Source organism: Gilliamella sp. Gris3-2, from assembly GCF_001690345.1.
Lineage (GTDB): Bacteria > Pseudomonadota > Gammaproteobacteria > Enterobacterales > Orbaceae > Gilliamella > Gilliamella bombi.
The window spans coordinates 46,311-69,239 of the sequence record NZ_LZHB01000061.1 but is presented as its reverse complement, the minus strand read 5'-3'; the positions used below and the strand labels follow the sequence as shown (position 1 = coordinate 69,239).

Here is a 22,929-nt window from a genome sequence, read left to right as displayed (position 1 = left end):
ATAAATGGCAGGCTTTAACTTAAAAGCAGTGGTGACATGTGTTGATAAACTGTCACCTCAATTAAATACCATGAAAGGCAAACTTGAAAAGTTCCAAAAAAAAATGAACAAATCAGGCTTTGGCAAACTTGGTTTAAAAGATGCTGTAACAGGTTTGGCTATTTCTGCGCCGTTTGTTAAAGGGGTGAAAGATGCGATGGCGTATGAAGAAGTAATGGCTGACATTAGGAAAGTCGTTGACTTTGATACGCCTGAACAATTTAAACAAATGGGCCAAGATATTCGTGAAATGTCATTATCATTACCGATGGCTGCGAAAGATATTGGAGCCATTGTTGCCGCAGGTGGGCAAGCAGGTATACCCAAAGAGGATTTAAAGCAGTTTGCCGAAGATGCCGTAAAAATGGGTATTGCTTTTGACACATCAGCCGAAGAAGCAGGCAGTACAATGGCTACTTGGCGCACAGCTTTAAAACTCACTCAAAGTGAAGTTGTTGGGCTATCCGATAAGATCAATTTATTGAGTAACACACAAAATGCAAAAGCAAAAGATATATCAAGCGTTGTATCACGGATCGGTACACTTGCAGCAACATCAGGGGTTAGTGCAGATAAATTAGCGGCATTAAGTTCAACAATTATTGCAACGGGTACCAATACCGATCAAGCGGCTACAGGTATTAAAAACTTTATGCTGACGCTAACATCAGGAAAAGCAGCGACAGCGAAACAACAAAAGGCCTTGCAACAATTAGGCTTCACATCAACTCAAATAGCGAAAGGGATGCAGAAAGACGCCGAAGGGACGATTATGTCGGTACTTGAATCGCTAGGTAACGTGTCGGAGGACAGGCGTACTGCTGCATTAACGGTTTTATTTGGAAAAGAAAGTGTTGCCGCAATATCGCCATTACTCAACAATATGGAGTTATTAAAGGAAAACTTTAAACGTGTCGGTGATCAATCGCTGTATGCTGGATCAATGCAGAAGGAATATGACTCCCGTTCAAATACAACCGCAAATAAACTGCAGCTTTTTAACAATGCGCTAACCAATATTAGTTTATCAATTGGTGATGCGCTGTTACCTGCATTTACTGAGTTATTAAATCAAATGCAGCCGCTAGTTGTTTCATTCGGCCATTTCATCCAAGAAAACCCTGAACTAGTGAAGATGGTTGCAATTGCGGTTGCAGGGTTAATTGGTCTTCGTGTTGCGTGTGCGGGGGTGAATATTATTGTTGGCGCGTTATCAACAGGGATCACATTTTTCAACGGGGTATTGAAAGGCGTTACTGTTGCAACAAAACTGTTTACATTTGCACAAATAGCATTATCAAATGCGTTTAAAGTTGTGCGTATAGCGTCAATAGCTTTGAACGCTGTGATGGCCATGAATCCAATAGGGCTTATCATGACAGGTATTGCTATAGCAGCTACATTAATCATCACATATTGGGATGATATAGTTAAGTTCTTTCAGTGGTTGTGGGGTGTTATTAAGCCTTACGTTATGCCAATAATCAATTTCTTTATTGAAGGGTTCAAAGTTGGAGCTTCTTTTATTGTTAATGCTTGGGGTGCTGTTAGTAAATTCTTTAGTGGTATCTGGGAGTTTATCCAGCCTTATGTCATGCCTATTTTTGATATATTCATTGAGCCCTTTAAAAATGCGGGTGAAGTTATACCAAAGGTATGGGAAAGTGTGCAGAAGTTCTTTAAAGAATTGTGGGATAACGTTAAGTCAGGCATCCAACCGCTACTAGATGCGTGGGACTATATTTTCGGTGATGATGAAAAGGAAGTAAAAGTTAAAATTGATACGGCAAATTTACCGAAAGAAATGGCGAAACCAATGGTTACCTATCCTCATTATCAAGCACCACAAATGCCACTAAACAACTTTTCAAATAATAATGTAAATCGCAACAGTAAAGGCGAGCTTGTTGTTAAGTTTGAGAATGCACCGAATGGCACAGTAGTAAAAGAGACAAAACAGGCATCAGGTTTTAATACTAAAACTGACGTTGGCTGGAATCCCTACGCTAACTTTGGGAGAAATTAATGAGTTTTATGAGCTTTATGAACTTAAACTGGTTAAATAATTTATTGCCGGCTAGTTTTCGCGGTGTTCCTTTTCAAGTTAGCGGTACATCATCAGAGTTTGGACGGCGGAATCAGACGCATGAATACCCGTTTAGAGATGTACCCTATACCGAAGATCTGGGACGTTCAGCACGTAAAAATAAAATTGACGCCTTTGTGGTTGGTGATGATCACAAAGAACAAGCTGAAAAACTGGTAGAGGCAATTGAAGAAGAGGGAGCAGGAACATTAATACACCCTATTCTTGGTGAACTTAATGTCAATATTGTGGGTACTGCAACAGTCAGCAACTCAGTTGAAAATGGTAGAATGAGTATTATTTCATTTTCATTTGTCGAAGCTGGCGAGTTAATATTTCCCGATTCTTCTGTAGCTACTGATGATGTAGTTGATGAAAATGCAGATAATGTAGATCAAGCACTATTGGATGCGTTTGAAGATTTTGACTTAATTGATGCGCCCGATTTTGTACAGCACAGCATTCTTGATGACACCATGTCAATTTTAAATGACATCGCTGATGCTTATAATGCGATAACTCCATATGTTAATGATGCGGTTAAAATCCTAAATGGTGATTTATCTCCAATCCTTGGTGCGGGTGGTTCATCCATTATTAATTCAATCAAAAATGTTTGGAAGAGTGCAACAAAATTTTCCAATTCTATAAATGGGTTGATAGCAAGAGTAAAGGTGTTTAACGGTATATCATTCATAAAAAGCATTTTACCCGGTGCTATTTGGTCAACCGATAGCAAATCAACTAAAAAAAGAAAGAAAAATCAAAACTTAATTAATACTGCTATTCGAGTAACCGCACTAACAGAAGCATCACGAATAATCGCATCACTACCGAAACAGGTTGAAGATAAAAGAAAACAAGCTTTTGCTCCTGTGGCATTAGAATCAACAAAAGGTAAAAAAGAGCATTCTTTTGACCAAGATCATACGTTACCAACTGGTCATTCAACTAATAACATAACAAACACTCCCGTATCAACATCATCAACAGTTGAAAAAAGTAACACAATTTCATTTGATGATTTACTGGATATCAAAGAATCCATTAATGAATCCTTTGATAAAGAATTGTCACGAACCGAGCATGATGGTTTATACATTGCACTAGTAAAATTAAAGGCTGCGGTTAACCAAGATATCAATGCACGCTTAATCAAAATAGAAAAAACAATTGTCTATATCCCTAATGAAGTGTTGCCTGATTTGGTTTTAGCTCACTATCTCTATAACAATGCTACACGTTGTGAGGATATATCAATTCGCAACAATATTCTTCATCCTGGTTTTATTCCTGTTAAAGAGCTGCGAGTACCAAAACCATGAATCAAAATAAAGTTTTTTTGAAAGTTAACCGTAAGTACTTCGGGGGTTGGACTGATGTGAGTATTTCGGCCGGTATTGAACGGCTAGCCCGCGATTTTAATGTCACCATTACTCGACAATGGCCATCATCAGGCGAGGATTCAGAGACGAAAATTGATGTTAAAAATGGTGATTTAGTTGAAGTGTATATCGATGATGATGTGGTTTTAACGGGTTACATTGAAGCGTTGCCGATTCGGTACGATGCAGGGTCGCTATCAATGGGCATTGTCGGCCGAAGTAAAACGGCAGATTGTGTTGATTGTAGTGCGGTACCGAAACAATATAGCGGTAGTTCAACTATTCAAGTTATTCAAGATTTGGTTAAACCATTCAAACTGAATGTTATTAATCAAGGCAGTGATGCAGGTTCCGTTAGTATTCAAGCGGATCAAGGGGATACCGTTTTTGATGTCATTAGTAAAATAATGGGCATGCAACAAATTGTTGTGTTTGATGATGAGCAAGGGCAAGTAATAATTGGTGATATTGGTTCAGATGAGGCAAACACAGCTTTGGTTTTAGGGGCTAATATTTTGTCTGCGGATACTGAAAAGAGTATCAAAGAACGGTATTCCGATTATTTTGTCTCAGGGCAAGGCGTCGGTGATGATGAAAACTTTGGTGAAGCAACACTAGCATCAGTTAGATCCACATCTAAAGATGAAGGGATCTTAAGATACCGCCCTCTAATCATTAAACAGTCTGGCGATTCGAATAACGGTACTTGCCAAGAACGCTGTGAAATGGAAAAAGTGCTGAGAGCAAGCAAAACCAGAGAAGTTACATACACGGTTCAAGGTTGGCGGCAAGGTGATGGAACGTTATGGAAACCGAATCAAATGGTTGTCGTTGATGATCCGCTACTGGGTTACGATAATGAAAAGCTGGTTATTGCCGAAGTTAAATACAGCTTAAGCAGTCGCGGAACGTTATGTGAATTAAAAGTAGGTCCCGTTGAAGCCTATTTGCCTGATAAGAAGAAAACCAAGAAGAAAAAAGGTAAGAAAGCCGATGGCGAGGTATTTTAATGCGTAAAGTTTTAAATAAAATAATGAACCTTGTATCTCGTGGCTATATCACATTCAGTAATAGCGCAAGCAAATGCCAGACGTTGCAAATCAAAATGTCGGGCGGTGAACAAAAAAGTGATGTCGAGCATATCGAGCCGTACGGTTTTACGTCACGTCCGCTTGACGGAGCAGAAGCGGTAGCGTTATTTTTAGACGGAGATAAGTCGCATGGTGTGATTCTTGCTGCTGGCGATCGTCGCTATCGTATTAAGTCGCTTAAAAAAGGTGAAGTTGCTATTTACACAGACGAAGGTGATTACATTATTTTTAATCGCAATAATGAAATCAATGTAAAAACAAAAAAATTTATTGTGAGTGCTGATGATGCAATAGTGTTAAATACAAAAAACTTAACAGTTAACGCATCATCAGGAACACAATTTAATACACCATCATTAAAATCTTCTGGAGAAATAGAAGATAAAACCAGCACTATTTCAGATATCAGAACCGTTTATAATGGTCATACACATAACGAAACAAACACGGTAACACGCAATCCAAATCAAAAAATGGGTTAGTTTGTATAGACGTTTAATTCAAAGGGGACAAATTGCGCCTTTATTCTGTCAAAATAATACGTCATTTCAAAAGGCGCATCTTTTGCTAATACCCACAGATGTCCCGCTTGTTTTAAAGCATCGTCTTTGGATGCCAGTTTAGGCTGTAACATCCTCATTACAGAATATGTTGAACACAACATACCTTGTCGTGCTTGCTCATTTTTAGCATTGCCAGTAGATGTTATTTGTATGTTGGTCAATTTATCTTTTTCGTTAATTTTTAATATGACAGTAAAAGTAACGTTACCTAGATTAAATTCTTGATAACCGTTTGCGCCATCATTTATTAAACGCAACTCATCTACTTTCATTTCTGCACATTGTGGAATTGTGCTGAAGTATTTTTTTACCCCTTTATCAAACTGTTTAGCGGTTAATGACAGAGCTTTTTGTTCTGCGCTCGCTGAGGCTGTTAATAAAACTAAAACTAACAAAAACAATCTTTTCATTCTTTATTCCTTATTCTGTGAGTTAGTAACATGTTTATAAACGTTAATGACAAATTGATGTCAATGTCATCACATACAAAACCACTGTATCGATCTTTAATAATTTCGCTATTCACATGGCGACGAAAAAACACCAGTGACGATTCAGATCATCCATATGGTTGGTGGGGTGATTCGTACCCTAGTATAGCAAATGACAAAATTGGGTCACGCCTTTATTTATTGGCTCGCTCAAAATTAACCAATCAAACAGCGAACTTTGCAAAAATTTATATAAAAGAGGCTGTGCAATGGATGATTGATGACGGGATAGCTTCTCGAATAGATGTTTCAGTAAAGCGAACCGATTTAACTGTTTTAGTTGCTACTATCAATATTTATAAAACAGATGGCAGCAATGAAGAATTTAGGTTTGACAACTTATGGAGTGATATTAATGTCTAGTGGATTTTCAAGACCAACATTACCGGATTTAATCACAACTATACGCAATGATTTGTATGCGCGCCTAGCTGTTGATGATGAATTAATTTCATTACGCCGTAATGACCCAGAAGTATACGGACGAGTTATAGCGGGGGCCACGCATGTGTTATTGGGCTACATTGAAAATATGGCCAAAAATATTTTACCTGATCAGGCCGATGAAGAGTGGTTAACTCGACATGGAAATATGAAGCGTTGCTATAGAAAACAACCTACGCCTGCGGTTGGTTATATTCGATTTGAGGAAGTGGCTGATGGCATTGTTATGAATAAAGACCAAAAGGTCAGGCGTCAAGTTGATCAGTGCATGTATACAGTTACCAAAACGACAACATCAGCAAATAATGTTTTAAGAGTGCCTGTAGTGTGTGATGAGGTAGGCAAAAAAGGGAATTGTGATGATGGTACCAGTATGTCACTGATTACCCCTGTTACTGGTCTATCATCAACTTGTTTTGCTGATTCTATTGAGTCAGGTGCTGATGTCGAGGATTTAGAATATTTTAGGAAACGAGTTATCGATAGATGGTATTACACACCTCAAAGCGGCGCAGATCAAGATTATGTACAGTGGGCAAAAGAAGTTCACGGCGTTACACGAGCTTGGTGTTATCGTCATTGGGCAGGGACAGGTAGCGTTGGAGTGATGGTTGCAAATAGCGATCCAGTTAATCCCATTTTAGACAATACCACAATTCAAAACATCAAAAAACATATCGAGCCATTAGCACCCGTTGCCGGCTCTATGCTAATTGTTTTTTCACCGATACCTAAGCCAATTAATTTTAAAATTATGGTCACACCTGATAACCCAGAAATTCGTTATCAAATAGAAGCCGAGTTAAAAGAATTTTTGCTACGGGAAGGGAAACCACAATCAACACTATTTAGATCACGTATTAGCGAAGTGATTAGCTCTTCATTCGGCGAGTATGCTCATGAATTAGTTTACCCCGATAAAGATATTTTTGTAGAAAAAAATCAGGTAGCTGTCTTCGGAGGTATTGAGTGGATTTAGAAAAACAATACCGAAGCATGGTAGAGCACTTATTGCCCTACGGTCCAGCGTGGGATAAATCAGAGCCAATCCTTTTATCACTAGCATTAACACTATCAAAAACGCATATTCGATTAGATGATTTAATGCAAGAAATCAATCCCAAAACGACAACAGAACTCATAGATAGATATGAGCAAATTTGCGGATTACCCGATAGTTGTTACCCATCGGAGGTTCAAACGCTAACTACTCGACGCAACCGTTTAGATTCTAAGATAAATTTGGTCGGCGGCATAAGTAAAGAATTTTTTCTACAAGTTTTAAAAGCCAACGGCTATTTAGACGCCACGATCACAAACTATAACAATGATGTTTTTACTTGTGAATCAACATGCCAAGACTATTTATACGACGAGGAGTGGCGTTTTTACTGGATTGTAAACATACCTCACGATTATCAAATAACAGAAATGACCTGTAACGACGGGTGCGATTCGCATTTGAGAGCGTGGGGGGATAAACAAATTGAATGCATAATTGAAAAATTATGCCCATCACATACCTATGTAATTTTTAAATACGGAGCAATCAATGCATAGAATTGACACATCTACTGCCCAAAGAGATAAATTCGGGCAAGGTAAAAATGGTTTTACAAGAGGCAACCCTCAAACAGGCACACCAGCAACGCAATTAGACTATCTATATTGTGATGCCATTCAGGAAGAAATTGCTAATGCGATTGAATCAGCAGGCATTAAACTTGATAAATCAAAGCATGACCAACTCGCCACAGCAATTAAAGAATTTGTCAGCAAAGGTAGCGTAAAGCTCAACTCATCAACTGATAGCACATCAGAAACAGAAGCTGCGACACCAAAAGCAGTGAAATCTGCATACGATTTAGCATCAGGTGCAGTGAAAAAATCGGGAGATGAAATGACTGGGCAGTTGCGTATGTCCGGTGATTCTGCGGGTATTAAATTCAAATATGCTGATAGTAATAACGAATTTGTATTGCGTACGCTGAGTAATAGTCTGTCATTTATTTTTTACGACGAGCAAATAAAAAAATGGTCAACAAAATTAGCATATATAACAGATAAAAAACAATGGTGTTTTCTAGGTGTTGATGATGTAACAATTAATAATAAATCAGTGTTAAAAGCAGGCGATTACGGCATCGGCTCATCCGTCGGTGCTATTGCTAATAATTTTGATGATCATCTTGTTGGGGGATTTTATCAATGTAGAACGACGGATTTTTCAGATTTGCAGCTGTCAGGTAATAGCGCTGCGACATTATTAGCATATCCAAGCACTACGCCCACATGGAAAATTGAACAGCTATCAGTTGTTAACTCAAAAGAGCCGCGAATTTATTATCGTTGTGACACAAAAGAAGGTAAGCAAAAATGGCACGAAGCAATCACGACAGCGAATATCAATGATTATCTGCCGGTTGGAATACCACAACCTTGGCCAACAACAACACCACCGGCTGGCTGGTTAAAATGCAACGGATGGAAATTTGATAAAAATAAATATCCAAAGCTAGCGCGCGCGTACCCCTCAGGTTATTTGCCAGAAATGCGGGGAGAGACAGTCCGTGGATGGGATGACGGGCGGGGAGTTGACCCAGGTCGTGAGATTTTAAGCTGGCAAGGTGACGCAATTAGAAATATTTGGGGTGAAATATCACCAATTTCCGAGACGTTTGCATCAGAACCAATAGCTACTGGCGCATTTAAATATTTTGAAAAGCACGCAGGTCACACCCCTACAAGCATTGATAGAGGCAGTGTCGGCGGCGTTGTATTTGATGCGTCAAATATAGTTCCGATAGCTCATGAGAATCGAGTTAGAAGTCTGGCGTTTTTGTACATAGTTAAAGCAGAATAGGAGGAAATTTTAATGAAATATCAATTAACACCAAAAATAGCACAGTTTGACAAAGACGGTTTTGTAACAACTGAGGGCTGGGCATTAATTTATAACACAGATCTGAAAACAGGTGAATTTATCAACGCAACATACGAATATGTTGCCGTGGGTATCGGTTTACCCGATCATGTTTGTTTAGATGCGCCAAATCCAGTTGATGACGAGCACGCGATCATCAGGGATGGCGACAAATGGGTATACCCAGCAGATCATCGGGGCAAGAAAATCTATTCAACTGAAACAGGTGTAGAATCAACAGTAACAGAAATCGGCGATATTCCGAATGATTACACGCTATTAAAACCAGATTCTGAGTTTGACGTGTGGAATGGCGAAAAATGGGTGTTAGATGAAAATAAACAGCATCAGTACGATGTAAATGTTGCAATAGCACAGAAAAAACAGCTATTAAGCGAAGCTACAACACAGATCGACTATCTGCAAGATGCAATTGATACTGATATTGCAACAGACGAAGAAAAAGCACTGTATTCGTCATGGAAAAAATATCGTGCATTATTAAATCGTATTGATGTTGATGCTGCGCCAAAAATTAGTTGGCCAGAAAAGCCACAATAAAATCAAAACACACTATCAATCTTCAACTTACAATACTCAACAGCGTCATGTAGCATCACAAAATCGGCGATATCGTATAGCGTTTTTGCTGTTTGATAGAATACATAATTGTGATCGTCGTCGCTATTGATAATGTAGCATTCGCCAGTAATTTCATTTTCGTAATCTTCGGGTGCTTGACGTATGTAAATTGGTAGTGTGTAGTTTATTGTTATCATTTATCCAGATTTTGCATCAGGATAATTCTCATTATTTATTCGTTCTAATTCTGTGTTTATTCTAGATATAAAACTTTCATCTTTAATTATTGTCTTAAAGATTCTACTTCTTTTAAAAGTTATTGATGGCATAACAAGACAAGCTGCAATTCCTACCATAGTAAAAAATATAACTATTAATGATATTAATGTATTTTTGATTTCAAAAATAACAGAAAAATTTAATATTGCTATTATTGCTATAAAAAAATACCAAAAAATACATGATACTTTTTCATGCTTATCAAAAAGATTCAGACCAATTATTTTTTCATCTTTTATTTCAAAGTATCGACTAATCGCAGTTATATCAGATATATCTATAATATTTTCTCTGTCTGCATTCACCAGAGCTATTGCAATTTTTTCTTGATTATGAGTGTTTGCATTATAAAAACAGCACTCCTTCCACAATTTTTTCTTCCTAATATTATTTAGATAGTCTTTCTGATATTGTTTGAAATCTATACTTCCCATCTCATTAAAATATTTATCTAAATTATTGCTATAAAAATTAAAAGGAATTCTTTTGTACAAGAAAGCAATAATATCGAATATTTTCCCAAGTAATCCTTTTAAAAAAACACTAATGATATCCATAGTACAATCCTTATATGTTATTTTGACGTATAAAAGTGAGTACATATTTGAGTACAGATTCAATTACATTTGAAATTAAAATAAATAATAAACAAAGTCATACATTAAAAGTTTCATAATCGTGGAAGTAAAAACTTGGCTGTTCTTGGTTATTTTTCATTGTGTAATCATATATTTTATGTTTTCTGTAAAGAAACTCATAAATTTCATTATATATACTCAAAATAATCAGCTTCTTTTCCCCATTTTATAGGGGGCTTAGAATAATTTATTATTAGCAAGGTAGAAATTAATCAATTCAAAATTTTGAATGATTTAAAATGAGTATAATTTATTCTTAATTAGTTGGTGCACTTTCGATAATATCTGCTAGTTTTTCGAGTGTTAGCCTTAAAAATTTTGGCATAGCTTCCAACTCAATAGAATCCATTAAATTTTTTACATATAACCCCAATTCAGTATCACCTTCAACAATCAAGCGACGTTGAAAAAATAGTGAATCGGGATCTTGTCGTCTAGTTGCTATCATAATCAAATCATTAGCATTACCTATAAAGCTTACATCAGCAATTTCTTCCCGGCTAACAACTAATTTGTTATCGATTAAACTAACAAACCACACAAGCTCTAGATCAGTAACTTGAATTTTAAGCCAACGATTTTCTAAAAAATCTAGATCACTATCTTGTAGAGAATGTTCAAATTGTAATTTCAATAATTGTTCTATGGTTTGTTTTTTGACATTAAAAGGAATGTATCGTAAGGTAAGCCCCAAAATATGGGGCGCTTTATTGACAAACTGTGAATGAATTTTGTTTAGAATTTGGCTTTTTGCTCCAATCATTTATGCATCCCCAGAAATCATTTTTTCATAAATATCCAGATCGTTATTTAAATGTTCATAAACTTCTTCGCTCACTTCATTACGAACTTTCATTTGTAGTAAAGCTGTACGTTCTGCACCAATTGCAACTAGACGCATACGTCTTTCTAAGTTTTCAGCCTCTAGTGCTTTTTGTTCTAAATCTTTAAGTCCAGTTCGGCGTCTTAATGAACCAATGACACGAGAACCAATTTCATGTATAATTTCCTGATCTAAGCCAGATTCAGACGTTTCTTGCAATAAATTATTTTGCATTTTTTCAAGACTGATAATCGCTTCTTCTGCCATTTGACCTTTAACTGATAAAATTTCATTTTTTTGTTCAGAATTATCTAAAATTACACTACCTCGTAACAAGATAGGTAAGATTATCACCGCTGCAATCAATGATATTAATATGATACCTGTCGCAATAAAGACCAGTTGATAACGTCCATTAATTGTCATTGGAATAGATAAAACACCAGCTAGAGTGATAGCTCCTCTAACGCCAGCAAATGTTGAAATTAAAAGATCTCTGGTTGAGTATGCCCTAAATGCAAGAGGTCTCTTAGTTCCAAAAGGCATCGTTGGCATATGTTTCATTGACCATAACCAAGCAAATCTAGTTCCCATCAATACAGCAAAAACGAATAAAACAATTAAACATAGTTGCCATACCTCAATTGAGGTATCAATTTGGTTTTCTACAAAAGTATTATTAAAAATGCTTGGTAGTTGAATACCTAATAAAACAAATACAAATCCATTAAACACAAAGGTTAACATTGACCATGTACTATCTGATTGCAAACGTGCAGTTAAAGGTGCGTTTCGCATCATACCAGAATGATTGACTGTCATACCTGCGCTTACTGCTGCTAAAATACCAGAGCAATGACATTCCTCAGCAATGATATAGGCGGCAAAAGGTAGTAAAAATAGTAATACTATTTGAATAGCGGGATCATTGTGAGTAAGCTTATTTATTTTACGCAAGATACGTGCATATAACCAAGTAAATAAAACACCAATAGCTAATCCACCAATAGCAACTACAAAAAACTGGACACTAACATCAAAGATATTGAATACTGCATCACCAACGGCAATAGCAATAGCAAATTTTAAAGAAACCAAACCTGAAGCATCATTCATCAATGCTTCACCTTCGATGATTTCCATCTTTTCTTTTTCAATACGACCTTTACCTACAATTCCACTTAATGCTACGGCATCTGTTGGCGATAAAACTGCGGCTAATGCAAATGTTGCAGCTAGATCGATTCCTTTTGGTAACATCCAATAAAGTAAATAACCAACAGCTACAATTGTTATTACAACTAAAACTAGCGCTAGCCCAACAATTTCTCTAACATTGTGCACAAAATCTTTTACCGATGTTTTGCGCCCATCGGCAAAGAGTAAAGGTGGAATGAATAAAACAAGAAATAACTCTGGGTCAAATTTGACATAAACTCCAAAGGCAGCCAATATACAACCTAATAATATTTGCATTAGAGGCAATGGGATTTGTATTGGTAGCATTTTAATAACAACACCAGAAAGTGATACAATTAAAACTAGTAGTAAAATTATTGAAAAAAGATCCATAGTTCCTCTTTTATTTATCCTATAATCCTATTGTTTACATTGATTATATCGGATCTTTAACTAAATTTCAGTTGAAAATTTCATAGATTTATCTAAATTTTACTCAGATACAATTATTAACCAAAAAACAGTAGTGTAATTGAAAGGTATTTTGAATGGAAAATTGGCAAAGAGCATTTATACTACATACTCGTTCTTATACTGAAACTAGTTTATTAGTCGATCTATTTGTTGAAAATATCGGAAAAATAAAGGTATTAGCTAAAGGTGCTAAACGAAAAAGCTCTGCCTTGAAAGGTATGTTGCAACCTTTTACTCCACTTATTGTGCAATACTCAGGCCAAGGTGAAATAAAAACATTGCGTCAGGTTGAAGCTATGTCGCTTGCATTGCCATTGGTATCTGTTTTTTTGTATAGCGCATTTTATTTAAATGAACTATTACATCGAGTTTTAGTTGCAGAAGCAGAAATGCCAACTCTTTTTGATGATTATCTAAAAAGTCTGCAACAATTAGCCCAACAGGTTCCTGCTGAAAATGTGTTGCGAGCTTTTGAATTATCGTTATTAGAAAATTTAGGATATCACGTTGATTTTTTTCACTGCTGTGTAACTGGCGATGACATTGTTAAATCGATGCATTATCAATATCAATCGGAAAAAGGATTTATCAGTAGTTTATTACAAAATAGCATCAGCTTTACTGGCGAGCAGGTTTTAGCTTTAGGAAAACGTCAATTTGATAATATCGATACGTTAAAAGCAGCTAAACGCTTTACTAGGATGGCGTTGAAACCTTATGTAGGATCAAAACCATTCAAAAGCAGAGAGCTATTTCTAAAAATTTAGTTTTGCTAATTTGGCTGCTCGATTTAAAAGAGTTATTAAATTCATTTCGATGTTGAATTAAGTAATATATCAAGCTGATTAGCAAATTTTTCTCGGTCTTTGCTGGAAAATGGAGCTGAACCTTTAGATTGTATTCCACTTGCTCGCATGGTTTCCATAAAATCTCTCATAATTAATCGTTCTTTAATTGTATCTAGTGTATATTGTTCACCTCGTGGCGTGAGCACTAATGCATTTTTATTTAAAACTTCAGATGCAAGTGGAATGTCTGAGGTAATAACTAAATCATTTTTTTGAACCGACTCAATTATTTTTCTATCTGCTACATCAAATCCTTTTTCAACTAATAAAGTTTTAATATAAGGTGACAAGGGGATAGTTAAACATTGATTTGCAATTAATGTTGTATTTATTGCTTTTCGATTTGCAACTCGATATAAAATCTCTTTAATTGGGTTAGGGCAGGCATCAGCATCAATCCAAATATTCATAGCATATGTGTTCATATTATAAACTTTTATTAGTTAATGATTATAACCTTTGTTATACAAAAATAATCATTTATTTGTAAAAAAGTTTCCGGTAACTATGTGTTTTAGTATATTTATTAAGCTCATATAAATATGATTCTTTCTATTTTAAATCCAGATGATAAGTGGTAGTATATTCGACCTATTTTTTAAGTAAGCAAGTGCGCTTTCGTGTGGTGCACCACTGTTATAAGGATTTGTTATGCCAATTATTACTCTTCCTGACGGAAGCCAACGTCAATTCGATAAACCCGTTACTGTTTTAGAAGTTGCTCAAAGTATTGGAGCAGGTCTTGCTAAAGCTTGTATAGCAGGGCGTGTAAATGGTGAACGTAAAGATGCTTGTGATGTCATTACTGAAGATGCAACATTAGCTATCATTACAGCTAAAGATGAAGATGGGCTTGAAATTATTCGTCATTCTTGTGCACATTTATTGGGTCACGCAATTAAACAACTATGGCCTAATGTACAAATGGCAATTGGTCCAACAATTGATAATGGCTTTTATTATGATGTTGATTTAGATCACTCTTTAACTCAGGAAGACCTTGATGCACTAGAAAAACGCATGCATGAATTGGCTAAAAAAAATTATGAAGTAAAAAAAGAAGTGGTTAGTTGGGAGCGCGCTAGAGAAGTTTTTTGGGAGCGACATGAACCATATAAAATTGCTATTTTAGATGAAAATATTCCAAAAGATTCAAAACCAGCACTTTATCATCACGAAGAATATATTGATATGTGTCGTGGACCACATGTACCTAATATGCGTTTTTGCCATCATTTTAAATTGCAAAAAATTGCTGGAGCTTATTGGCGCGGTAACAGTGATAATAAAATGTTACAACGTATTTATGGAACAGCATGGGCAGATAAAAAACAACTTGATAGCTATTTACAATTTTTAGAAGAAGCGGCTAAACGAGATCATCGTAAAATCGGCAAGCAACTAGATCTTTATCACATGCAAGAAGAGGCGCCTGGTATGGTGTTTTGGCATAATGATGGTTGGATTATCTTTCGTGAACTTGAGGTTTTTGTTCGCACGAAATTGAAAGAATACGATTATCAAGAAGTAAAAGGTCCATTTATGATGGATCGTGTTTTGTGGGAAAAAACAGGTCACTGGGGTAATTATAAAGAGTTAATGTTTGTTACTTCTTCTGAAAATCGTGAATATTGTATTAAACCAATGAACTGTCCAGGACACGTACAAATTTTTAATCAAGGCTTAAAATCTTATCGTGATTTACCATTACGTATGGCGGAATTTGGTAGTTGTCATCGTAATGAACCTTCAGGATCTTTACATGGTTTGATGCGCGTTCGAGGTTTTACACAAGATGATGCACATATCTTTTGTACTGAGGATCAAATTCGCAGTGAAGTAAATAGCTGTATCAAAATGGTTTATGATACTTATAGTACTTTCGGTTTTAATGATATTACTGTTAAATTATCAACCCGTCCTGAAAAAAGAATTGGTAAGGATGAAACTTGGGATCTTGCTGAAAAAGATTTAGCTGAATGTTTAACAGAAAATGGCATTGAATTTGAATATTTACCAGGTGAAGGCGCTTTTTATGGTCCAAAAATCGAGTTTACCCTGCATGACTGTTTAGGTAGAGCATGGCAATGCGGTACAGTTCAGCTTGATTTTATGCTACCTGAACGTTTAGATGCGACTTATGTAGGTGAAGATAATGAACGTCATGTCCCGGTTATGATTCATAGAGCTATTTTAGGTTCTATGGAGCGTTTTATGGGTATCTTGACTGAAAACTGTGCAGGATTTTTCCCTACTTGGCTTGCTCCATTGCAAATTGCAGTAATTAATATTACCGATAATCAAGCTGAATATGCCAAACAATTAACCGCACAATTACAAAAAGTTGGCATTAGAGCAAAAGCGGACTTGAGAAATGAGAAAATAGGGTTTAAAATTCGTGAGCATACTCTAAAACGTGTTCCTTATATGTTTGTTTGTGGAGACAAAGAAATGGAATCGGGAACAATTTCAGTTCGAACTCGTCAAGGTAAAGATCTTGGTAGCTTTGAAGTGAAACATGTTATAGAATTGTTGCTTAACGAAATTCATAGTCGTTCATTAGAACAAATGAATTAATGATAAATTAATTTGGAGGAATGAGATATTAAAGTCAGTAAACGAATTCAGTCAACACGAGCACATAAAATCAATGATGAAATTACAGCTCGTGAGGTGAGGTTAACCGGCGTCGATGGTGAGCAGCTCGGTATAGTAAGCTTAGATGAAGCTTTAAAACAAGCTGAAGAAGCAACTTTAGATTTAGTTGAGATAAGCCCTAATGCAGAGCCACCTGTTTGTCGAATTATGGATTATGGCAAGTTCCTCTATGAAAAGAGTAAAGCAACAAAAGAGCAGAAGAAGAAGCAAAAGGTTGTTCAGGTTAAGGAAATTAAGTTCCGACCTGGTACAGACGAAGGCGACTATCAGGTAAAACTCCGCAGCCTGATTCGCTTTCTTGAAGATGGCGATAAAGCTAAAGTAACGTTACGTTTTCGTGGTCGTGAAATGGCTCACCAACAGTTAGGTTCTGAAATGCTTGATCGTATTAAAAAGGATTTAGCTGATTTGGCGATTATTGAATCTTATCCAACTAAGATTGAAGGTCGACAAATGATTATGGTGCTAGCGCCGAAGAAGAAATAATGGTTCAACAAGCTAGATTTTGATACTATTGAAAGCTACACCATTATTTTGTTTTTATTAACAATGCGAAGTGGAAATTAATAAAATGCCTAAAATTAAAACTGTAAAAGGCGCAGCAAAGCGCTTTAAAAAAACAGCTTCTGGTGGCTTTAAGCATAAGCAAGCTAACAAGAGTCATATCCTAACTAAAAAATCAACTAAGCGTAAACGTCATTTACGTGGTTTGACTACTGTGTCAAAAGGCGATTTAGGTTTAGTCACTGCGTGTGTTCCATACGTTTAAGTTTTGATTAATTATTAGAGGATATAGTTTATGGCTCGTGTTAAACGTGGTGTTATTGCTCGTGCACGTCACAAGAAAATTTTAAAACAAGCAAAAGGTTATTATGGAGCTCGTTCACGTGTATATCGTGTTGCTTTCCAAGCTGTAATTAAAGCTGGACAATATGCTTACCGTGACCGTCGCCAACGTAAACGTCAATTCCGTCAATTATGGATTGTTCGTATCAATGCTGCAGCTCGTCAATGCGGTCTTTCTTATAGCCGATTTATCAATGGTTTAAAGAAAGCGTCAATTGAAATTGATCGTAAGATCTTAGCTGATATTGCTGTATTTGACAAAAATGCATTTGCTGCATTAGTTGAAAAAGCAAAAGCAGCACTATAATAGCTTTATAAAAGCCGAGTTATCTCGGCTTTTATCATTCAATTTTAATATGTTAAGAGTAAATTTATTATGAATATAGTTATTTTTTGTTTCTTTTTTGGTTTCTTTAGCAATACTAACTCGTGAGGCAAAGAAAAAACAAAAAATAATTATAAAAGCCTCAAAAGAGGCTTTTTTTATGCAATAAACACAATAAGCAGGAGAACTGTATGTCTCAATTAGTTGAACTGGTGAATAACGCCAAATCCGCTATTGAAAGTGCTAATGATATTAATTCGATCGAACAAATTCGAGTGGAATATTTTGGTAAAAAAGGCTATTTTACAATGCAAATGGCTTTTTTACGTGATGTTCCTGCCGATGAACGTCCATCTGTGGGTCAAAAAATCAATGATGCAAAGCAAGAAGTTGTTCAGCTATTGAATCAAAAGCGCAATTATTTAGAGCGTCAGGCTCTTAATGCAAAACTAGCCAATGAAACAATTGATATTACATTGCCTGGCAACTCACTTGAACTAGGCGGATTACATCCAGTTACAAAAACAATTAATCGATTAGTTGATTTTTTTGGTGAACTGGGTTTTGTTGTTGAAACCGGTCCAGAAATAGAAGATGACTACCATAATTTTGATGCATTAAATATTCCTGCTCATCATCCTGCTCGTGCAGATCATGATACATTTTGGTTTGATGCAAAACGCTTATTAAGAACGCAAACTTCAACAGTACAAATTCGCACAATGGAAAATCAAAAACCACCCATTCGAATAATTGCTCCTGGAAGAACATATCGAAATGATTATGACCAAACACACACACCAATGTTCCATCAAATGGAAGGTTTGCTGGTTGATAAAGATATCAGTTTTACACATTTAAAAGGGTTATTGCATGATTTTCTACACTGCTTTTTTGAAGATAATATGGAAATACGCTTTAGGCCGGGTTACTTTCCATTTACAGAACCATCGGCTGAAGTTGATATTAAAGCTAAAAATGGTAAATGGCTAGAAGTCTTAGGCTGCGGAATGGTTCATCCTAATGTATTACGTAATGTAGGCATTGATCCTGAAGTTTATAGTGGTTTTGCATTTGGTATGGGGATAGAACGATTAACTATGTTACGTTACGGTGTCACTGATTTGCGTTCTTTCTTTGAAAATGATTTACGTTTTTTAAAGCAATTTAATTAATTCTGGAGATCAAAACATGAAATTTAGTGAAAGTTGGCTACGTGAATGGATCAATCCAGAAATTAGTAGCGAAACGCTAGCTGATCAATTAACAATGGCTGGTTTAGAAGTTGATGATGTCGAAAAAGTAGCAGGTGACTTTACAGGTGTCGTTATTGGTAAAGTCGTTGAATGTATGCAGCACCCGAATGCTGATAAACTTCGTGTAACAAAAGTTGATATAGGCAAAGAAGAATTACTTGATATCGTTTGTGGCGCGCCAAACTGTCGACAAGGTTTGACTGTTGCATGTGCTACAGTGGGGGCTGTTTTACCAGGTAATTTTAAAATCAAATCAGCTAAGTTACGAGGTGAACCGTCAGAAGGCATGCTATGTTCATACTCAGAACTGGGGATTGCTGATGAACATAATGGTATTATTGAATTACCTGATGATGCTCCTTTGGGACGAGATATTCGTGAATATTTAAATTTAAACGATGTCACAATTGATATTAGTGTAACACCTAATAGGGCTGATTGCTTTGGTATTGTTGGGATTGCTAGAGATATTTCTGCAGTTAACAATATTCCAATGCAAGCACTTAAAGTTAACAGTGTACAGGCAACAATTTCCGACACAGTATCAATAAAAATAGATGAACCCACAGCATCACCTCGCTATTTGGGTAGGGTAATTAAAAATATTAATGTTAATGCTCAAACGCCACTATGGATGAAAGAAAAATTGCGTCGTGGTGGAATTCGTTCAATCGATGCCGTTGTTGATATAACTAATTTTGTATTATTAGAAATTGGCCATCCAATGCATGCATTTGATTTATCGCAGATTGAAAAGGGCATAATTGTTCGTTATGCAAGCAAAGATGAAAAACTGACTTTACTTAATGGTAATGACGTTAAACTTAATGATAAAACTTTAGTAATTGCCGATCACCAAAAAATCTTAGCGCTAGCGGGGATTATGGGTGGTGAAAAATCTGGTGTAACACAAACAACCAAAGATATATTTCTTGAAGCAGCATTCTTCAACCCATTAGTTATAACAGGTAAAGCACGTGAATACGGTTTACATACAGAAGCGTCACACCGCTATGAACGAGGAGTTGATCCTTTCTTACAATTTACAGCAATGGAACGAGCAAGCCAATTATTAATTGATATTTGTGGTGGAGAAGCAGGTCCAGTTATTGATGTGACACATGAAGCTGAACTTCCTGCACAAGCAACTATCCAATTGCGACGTAATAAAATTGATCGCATTATTGGTTATACAATCGAAACACAAAAGATCACCGATATTTTAATTAGACTCGGTTGTGAAGTTGAATATAAAGACAATGTCTGGATTGTAAAATCACCAAGTTGGCGTTTTGATTTGCAAATTGAAGAAGATTTAGTTGAGGAAGTTGCCCGTATTTACGGATATAACAATATCCCAAATGCCAATTTGAAAATTGAATCAGTAATGAAACCGAAACCAGAAAGTCAAATCCCATTACGTAGAGTAAAGGATTTATTGGTTGATAGAGGGTATCAAGAAGCGGTGACATATAGCTTTGTTGATCCAAAAGTTCAGCAAATATTATATCCTGAATATCCAGAAATTAAATTACCTAATCCGATTTCAAGTGAAATGTCAGTTATGCGTTTATCGCTTTGGTCTGGGTTATTAGATGCGATACTATATAACCAAAATCGTCAACAAACGCGTGCCCGATTATTTGAAACTGGTTTGCGTTTTATTCCTGATGAAAATTGTGAATTTGGTGTACGTCAGGAGTTAATGTTAGCTGGTATTGTTACTGGTAATTTATACGAAGAACACTGGCAACTCCCTAAAAAGAATGTAGATTTTTATGATCTTAAAGGTGATCTTGAGTCAATTTTTTCTCTTTTAGGGTGTGGTGATCAAATACAATTTAAAAAATCTGAACTCCCAGCTTTACATCCTGGACAAAGTGCTGCGATTTATTTAAATGATGAGTTATTAGGTCATTTAGGAGTCTTGCATCCAGAAATTGAAAAAAAATTGTCTTTAAATAGTAAAACGCTTGTTTTTGAAATAAATTTAGCTAAAATTAGTAAAAAAGAGGTACCTGTAGCTCAGGATTTATCCAAGTATCCGTCAAATAAACGTGATATAGCTATTATTGTTTCAAATACAATACCAGCAGCGGATATTATTTTAGAGTGTAAAAAAGCGGGTGGTGAGCAACTTATTAAAGTTACTCTTTTTGATGTGTATCAAGGTGAAAATATCAAAGAAGATCAGAAAAGCATTGCTATTAGTTTGGTTTTACAAGATAAATCACGTACGCTTGAAGAAGAAGATATAACTAACATTGTAAGCAAATGCGTTACTGCCTTACAATATCGTTTTAAAGCCCTATTAAGAGAATAATAATATGACATTAACTAAAGCAGATATTGCAGATCGTCTTGCCGAAAAATTTAATATTGATCGACAAGAATCTAAAATCCTTGTAGAGCTATTTTTTGAAGAGATTCGGGTGGCTTTAGAAAAAGGTGAACCAGTTAAATTATCTGGATTCGGTAATTTTACAGTACGAGATAAAAATTCACGCCCAGGTAGAAACCCAAAAACAGGTGAAAGTGTTGATATTTCAGCTCGTAGAGTTGTTACATTTAGACCAGGTATAAAATTTAGAGAGCGTGTTGAGAAAAATCTAGTAATCTAATTCCTGAATTACATACTATCATTTCAAATAATGGCTTTTCTTTTGATATAGCATCTAAAGAAAAGCCGAACAGTTGTGTTATACTAAAAAGTAGTTGTAAAAAATTAATAATTCAAGTATGATACCTCCACTTCAATGGAGGCTCTATGGGTTCTCTTGCAACATTTTTTTGCTCACTAGGTCAGGTCCGGAAGGAAGCAGCCAAAGTAAAATACATGTGTGTGGGATGTAACTGATAGGGTCTCCACCAGCCTCACCAATTTATTATCAAATGTCTTATAAACATATATTATTAATATTTTTGTTTAATAAATGAGCGCATATCAAATAATATATTAAATATACTATCTATTGATAGTTGTATATATATATTATTTTTGCGATCATACGCATTTAACAATCGGGATATTGCGATTTCACTTAATTTAATCATTTGAAAATTAGTATAAATAAAGAGAGAAGATAATGATGCGAGTAGGATTATTTATTTTAACTAACTTAGCTGTTATGTTTGTATTTGGAATCATTCTAAGTATCTTAGGCGTTGATTCACATAGTACGCTAGGTTTACTTATTTTTGCAGCAATATTTGGTTTTGGAGGATCTTTTATATCTCTTCTATTATCTAAGAGAATGGCTTTGAGGTCAGTAGGGGGACAAATCATTACTCAACCTAGTAATAGTCAAGAACAATGGTTACTTGATGTTGTTCGTCGATTGTCAACGGAACTTAATATAAAAATGCCAGATGTTGCCATCTATCATGCTCAAGATGTTAATGCTTTTGCAACCGGCGCAACTAAAAATAGTTCTCTTGTTGCAGTAAGTTCTGGTTTATTAAGTACTATGACTCAAGATGAAGCTGAAGCAGTAATCGGTCATGAAATGAGTCATGTTGCTAATGGTGATATGGTCACAATGACTTTATTACAAGGAGTTCTTAATACTTTTGTTATTTTTATTTCAAGAATGTTAGCATCCGTTGTAGCTCAAGCATTGGATGATCGTAATCGTGGTTTATCACAGTTAACCTATTTCTTGATAGTTATGGTTTTTGAAACCGTATTTGGTATTTTAGCAAGCCTTATAGCTATGTGGTTTTCTCGTTATCGAGAATTTCACGCTGATGCTGGTTCGGCTAAATTAGTAGGCAGTACAAAGATGATTGCCGCGTTAGAAAAACTAAAAACTAGCCATGAACCAAGTGAAGATACTTCAATTTTAGCATTCTGCATTAATGGAGCTAAAAAAGCAAAATTTTCTGAATTGTTTATGTCTCATCCGCCATTAGAAAAACGTATAGAAGCTTTAAGGAATGAAACTTATCGCAACTAAGGCTAGATGATCTATATCAAATTTATATTCAAACACATACTTT

General features: G+C 35.7%; 23 protein-coding genes, 1 other RNA gene and 2 pseudogenes. 20 read left to right on the top strand and 6 right to left on the bottom strand.

Annotated features, from left to right (window positions below):
• The first annotated feature begins 4 nt into the window (after window positions 1–4).
• From A9G32_RS08330 to A9G32_RS08315, 4 genes are read left to right on the top strand one after another with little or no spacing between them, the layout of a single operon-like run.
• Complete coding sequence (locus A9G32_RS08330; protein WP_065590938.1) at window positions 5–2,065, top strand: phage tail tape measure protein; 2,061 nt, start codon at window positions 5–7, stop codon at window positions 2,063–2,065.
• Window positions 2,065–3,450 carry a DNA circularization protein gene (locus tag A9G32_RS08325; RefSeq protein WP_081296799.1) on the top strand — a complete coding sequence of 462 codons (1,386 nt, stop codon included), beginning with the start codon at window positions 2,065–2,067 and terminating at the stop codon, window positions 3,448–3,450. Before A9G32_RS08330 ends, A9G32_RS08325 begins: the two co-directional genes overlap by 1 nt.
• Window positions 3,447–4,520: a phage baseplate assembly protein gene (locus A9G32_RS08320; protein ID WP_065590939.1), complete on the top strand. Its 1,074-nt coding sequence runs from the start codon at window positions 3,447–3,449 to the stop codon at window positions 4,518–4,520. Before A9G32_RS08325 ends, A9G32_RS08320 begins: the two co-directional genes overlap by 4 nt.
• Window positions 4,520–5,083, top strand: a complete 564-nt coding sequence (locus A9G32_RS08315) for a phage baseplate assembly protein V (RefSeq protein ID WP_065590940.1) — start codon at window positions 4,520–4,522, stop codon at window positions 5,081–5,083. Before A9G32_RS08320 ends, A9G32_RS08315 begins: the two co-directional genes overlap by 1 nt.
• Here the strand turns inward: A9G32_RS08315 and A9G32_RS08310 are convergent.
• Window positions 5,080–5,574 (bottom strand): hypothetical protein, encoded by a 495-nt coding sequence (locus tag A9G32_RS08310; protein ID WP_065590941.1) that lies wholly within the window; start codon window positions 5,572–5,574, stop codon window positions 5,080–5,082. The two genes, A9G32_RS08315 and A9G32_RS08310, sit on opposite strands and share 4 nt — an antisense overlap.
• Window positions 5,575–5,631: 57 nt before the next feature.
• On the opposite strand from A9G32_RS08310, the gene A9G32_RS08305 reads away from it, so the two are divergent.
• The 6 genes and pseudogenes from A9G32_RS08305 to A9G32_RS08285 all read left to right on the top strand — a co-directional run bounded on the left by A9G32_RS08305 (window position 5,632) and on the right by A9G32_RS08285 (window position 9,583).
• Window positions 5,632–6,018, top strand: a complete 387-nt coding sequence (locus A9G32_RS08305; protein WP_218055871.1) for a phage GP46 family protein — start codon at window positions 5,632–5,634, stop codon at window positions 6,016–6,018.
• On the top strand, window positions 6,011–7,078 hold the full coding sequence (locus A9G32_RS08300) for a baseplate J/gp47 family protein (RefSeq protein ID WP_065590943.1): 1,068 nt from the start codon (window positions 6,011–6,013) through the stop codon (window positions 7,076–7,078). The genes A9G32_RS08305 and A9G32_RS08300 overlap by 8 nt, the downstream gene beginning before the upstream one ends.
• 17 nt (window positions 7,079–7,095) lie before the next feature.
• On the top strand, window positions 7,096–7,659 hold the full coding sequence (locus tag A9G32_RS08295; protein ID WP_141672789.1) for a putative phage tail protein: 564 nt from the start codon (window positions 7,096–7,098) through the stop codon (window positions 7,657–7,659).
• A pseudogene (locus A9G32_RS13665) lies at window positions 7,652–7,966 on the top strand (phage tail protein); the annotation flags it as partial. The gene A9G32_RS08295 and the pseudogene A9G32_RS13665, both read left to right, overlap by 8 nt.
• A gap of 549 nt (window positions 7,967–8,515) precedes the next feature.
• A pseudogene (locus A9G32_RS13660) lies at window positions 8,516–8,759 on the top strand (phage tail protein); the annotation flags it as partial.
• Between the two features lie 215 nt (window positions 8,760–8,974).
• A complete protein-coding gene (locus A9G32_RS08285; protein WP_065590945.1) occupies window positions 8,975–9,583 on the top strand; it encodes a tail fiber assembly protein in 609 nt (202 codons plus the stop codon).
• A gap of 2 nt (window positions 9,584–9,585) precedes the next feature.
• On the opposite strand, the gene A9G32_RS08280 is transcribed toward A9G32_RS08285, so the two are convergent.
• The 4 genes from A9G32_RS08280 to A9G32_RS08265 all read right to left on the bottom strand — a co-directional run bounded on the left by A9G32_RS08280 (window position 9,586) and on the right by A9G32_RS08265 (window position 12,916).
• Window positions 9,586–9,801: a hypothetical protein gene (locus A9G32_RS08280; protein WP_065590946.1), complete on the bottom strand. Its 216-nt coding sequence runs from the start codon at window positions 9,799–9,801 to the stop codon at window positions 9,586–9,588.
• Window positions 9,802–10,440 carry a hypothetical protein gene (locus A9G32_RS08275; protein WP_065590947.1) on the bottom strand — a complete coding sequence of 213 codons (639 nt, stop codon included), beginning with the start codon at window positions 10,438–10,440 and terminating at the stop codon, window positions 9,802–9,804.
• Between the two features lie 337 nt (window positions 10,441–10,777).
• Window positions 10,778–11,263, bottom strand: coding sequence for a ubiquinone anaerobic biosynthesis accessory factor UbiT (ubiT, locus tag A9G32_RS08270; protein ID WP_065590987.1), 486 nt, complete (start codon window positions 11,261–11,263; stop codon window positions 10,778–10,780).
• Window positions 11,264–11,284: 21 nt separating this feature from the next.
• Window positions 11,285–12,916 carry a Na+/H+ antiporter gene (locus A9G32_RS08265; RefSeq protein WP_065590948.1) on the bottom strand — a complete coding sequence of 544 codons (1,632 nt, stop codon included), beginning with the start codon at window positions 12,914–12,916 and terminating at the stop codon, window positions 11,285–11,287.
• Between the two features lie 155 nt (window positions 12,917–13,071).
• Between A9G32_RS08265 and recO the strand changes: the two genes are divergently transcribed.
• Window positions 13,072–13,764, top strand: a complete 693-nt coding sequence (gene recO / locus A9G32_RS08260) for a DNA repair protein RecO (protein ID WP_065590949.1) — start codon at window positions 13,072–13,074, stop codon at window positions 13,762–13,764.
• Between the two features lie 41 nt (window positions 13,765–13,805).
• Here recO and A9G32_RS08255 read toward each other — a convergent pair whose 3' ends face one another.
• Window positions 13,806–14,255, bottom strand: a complete 450-nt coding sequence (locus A9G32_RS08255; protein ID WP_065560286.1) for a YaiI/YqxD family protein — start codon at window positions 14,253–14,255, stop codon at window positions 13,806–13,808.
• 241 nt (window positions 14,256–14,496) lie between these two features.
• Between A9G32_RS08255 and thrS the strand changes: the two genes are divergently transcribed.
• From thrS to htpX, 9 genes are all read left to right on the top strand, one after another.
• On the top strand, window positions 14,497–16,422 hold the full coding sequence (gene thrS / locus A9G32_RS08250; protein ID WP_065590950.1) for a threonine--tRNA ligase: 1,926 nt from the start codon (window positions 14,497–14,499) through the stop codon (window positions 16,420–16,422).
• A gap of 27 nt (window positions 16,423–16,449) precedes the next feature.
• Entirely contained in the window at window positions 16,450–16,989 is a 540-nt protein-coding gene (infC, locus tag A9G32_RS08245) for a translation initiation factor IF-3 (RefSeq protein WP_065590951.1), read from the top strand.
• An 85-nt stretch (window positions 16,990–17,074) separates the two neighbouring features.
• A complete protein-coding gene (gene rpmI / locus A9G32_RS08240) occupies window positions 17,075–17,272 on the top strand; it encodes a 50S ribosomal protein L35 (protein ID WP_034913143.1) in 198 nt (65 codons plus the stop codon).
• A gap of 30 nt (window positions 17,273–17,302) precedes the next feature.
• The gene (rplT, locus tag A9G32_RS08235) at window positions 17,303–17,656 is read left to right on the top strand and encodes a 50S ribosomal protein L20 (protein WP_024496189.1); all 354 of its coding nucleotides are present in this window, start codon (window positions 17,303–17,305) and stop codon (window positions 17,654–17,656) included.
• A gap of 209 nt (window positions 17,657–17,865) precedes the next feature.
• Window positions 17,866–18,849 carry a phenylalanine--tRNA ligase subunit alpha gene (pheS, locus tag A9G32_RS08230; RefSeq protein WP_065590952.1) on the top strand — a complete coding sequence of 328 codons (984 nt, stop codon included), beginning with the start codon at window positions 17,866–17,868 and terminating at the stop codon, window positions 18,847–18,849.
• Between the two features lie 16 nt (window positions 18,850–18,865).
• The gene (gene pheT / locus A9G32_RS08225) at window positions 18,866–21,253 is read left to right on the top strand and encodes a phenylalanine--tRNA ligase subunit beta (protein ID WP_065590953.1); all 2,388 of its coding nucleotides are present in this window, start codon (window positions 18,866–18,868) and stop codon (window positions 21,251–21,253) included.
• 4 nt (window positions 21,254–21,257) lie between these two features.
• Window positions 21,258–21,551 carry an integration host factor subunit alpha gene (locus tag A9G32_RS08220; RefSeq protein ID WP_034913150.1) on the top strand — a complete coding sequence of 98 codons (294 nt, stop codon included), beginning with the start codon at window positions 21,258–21,260 and terminating at the stop codon, window positions 21,549–21,551.
• Between the two features lie 145 nt (window positions 21,552–21,696).
• An RNA gene (gene ffs / locus A9G32_RS08215) (signal recognition particle sRNA small type) lies at window positions 21,697–21,792 on the top strand.
• Between the two features lie 224 nt (window positions 21,793–22,016).
• Entirely contained in the window at window positions 22,017–22,886 is an 870-nt protein-coding gene (htpX, locus tag A9G32_RS08210; protein ID WP_065590954.1) for a protease HtpX, read from the top strand.
• Window positions 22,887–22,929 lie beyond the last annotated feature (43 nt).

Excerpts from the sequence above, each read along its gene's own strand:
- pheT (WP_065590953.1), top strand. The coding sequence starts at position 18,866 with ATGAAATTTAGTGAAAGTTGGCTACGTGAATGGATCAATCCAGAAATT.
- thrS (WP_065590950.1), top strand. The coding sequence starts at position 14,497 with ATGCCAATTATTACTCTTCCTGACGGAAGCCAACGTCAATTCGATAAA.
- rpmI (WP_034913143.1), top strand. The coding sequence starts at position 17,075 with ATGCCTAAAATTAAAACTGTAAAAGGCGCAGCAAAGCGCTTTAAAAAA.
- A9G32_RS08280 (WP_065590946.1), bottom strand. The coding sequence starts at position 9,801 with ATGATAACAATAAACTACACACTACCAATTTACATACGTCAAGCACCC.
- A9G32_RS08220 (WP_034913150.1), top strand. The coding sequence starts at position 21,258 with ATGACATTAACTAAAGCAGATATTGCAGATCGTCTTGCCGAAAAATTT.
- A9G32_RS08285 (WP_065590945.1), top strand. The coding sequence starts at position 8,975 with ATGAAATATCAATTAACACCAAAAATAGCACAGTTTGACAAAGACGGT.
- A9G32_RS08310 (WP_065590941.1), bottom strand. The coding sequence starts at position 5,574 with ATGAAAAGATTGTTTTTGTTAGTTTTAGTTTTATTAACAGCCTCAGCG.
- A9G32_RS08275 (WP_065590947.1), bottom strand. The coding sequence starts at position 10,440 with ATGGATATCATTAGTGTTTTTTTAAAAGGATTACTTGGGAAAATATTC.
- A9G32_RS08315 (WP_065590940.1), top strand. The coding sequence starts at position 4,520 with ATGCGTAAAGTTTTAAATAAAATAATGAACCTTGTATCTCGTGGCTAT.
- recO (WP_065590949.1), top strand. The coding sequence starts at position 13,072 with ATGGAAAATTGGCAAAGAGCATTTATACTACATACTCGTTCTTATACT.
- A9G32_RS08295 (WP_141672789.1), top strand. The coding sequence starts at position 7,096 with ATGGTAGAGCACTTATTGCCCTACGGTCCAGCGTGGGATAAATCAGAG.
- rplT (WP_024496189.1), top strand. The coding sequence starts at position 17,303 with ATGGCTCGTGTTAAACGTGGTGTTATTGCTCGTGCACGTCACAAGAAA.
- htpX (WP_065590954.1), top strand. The coding sequence starts at position 22,017 with ATGATGCGAGTAGGATTATTTATTTTAACTAACTTAGCTGTTATGTTT.
- A9G32_RS08255 (WP_065560286.1), bottom strand. The coding sequence starts at position 14,255 with ATGAATATTTGGATTGATGCTGATGCCTGCCCTAACCCAATTAAAGAG.
- A9G32_RS08325 (WP_081296799.1), top strand. The coding sequence starts at position 2,065 with ATGAGTTTTATGAGCTTTATGAACTTAAACTGGTTAAATAATTTATTG.
- A9G32_RS08265 (WP_065590948.1), bottom strand. The coding sequence starts at position 12,916 with ATGGATCTTTTTTCAATAATTTTACTACTAGTTTTAATTGTATCACTT.
- pheS (WP_065590952.1), top strand. The coding sequence starts at position 17,866 with ATGTCTCAATTAGTTGAACTGGTGAATAACGCCAAATCCGCTATTGAA.
- A9G32_RS08305 (WP_218055871.1), top strand. The coding sequence starts at position 5,632 with ATGTCAATGTCATCACATACAAAACCACTGTATCGATCTTTAATAATT.
- A9G32_RS08330 (WP_065590938.1), top strand. The coding sequence starts at position 5 with ATGGCAGGCTTTAACTTAAAAGCAGTGGTGACATGTGTTGATAAACTG.
- A9G32_RS08300 (WP_065590943.1), top strand. The coding sequence starts at position 6,011 with ATGTCTAGTGGATTTTCAAGACCAACATTACCGGATTTAATCACAACT.
- A9G32_RS08320 (WP_065590939.1), top strand. The coding sequence starts at position 3,447 with ATGAATCAAAATAAAGTTTTTTTGAAAGTTAACCGTAAGTACTTCGGG.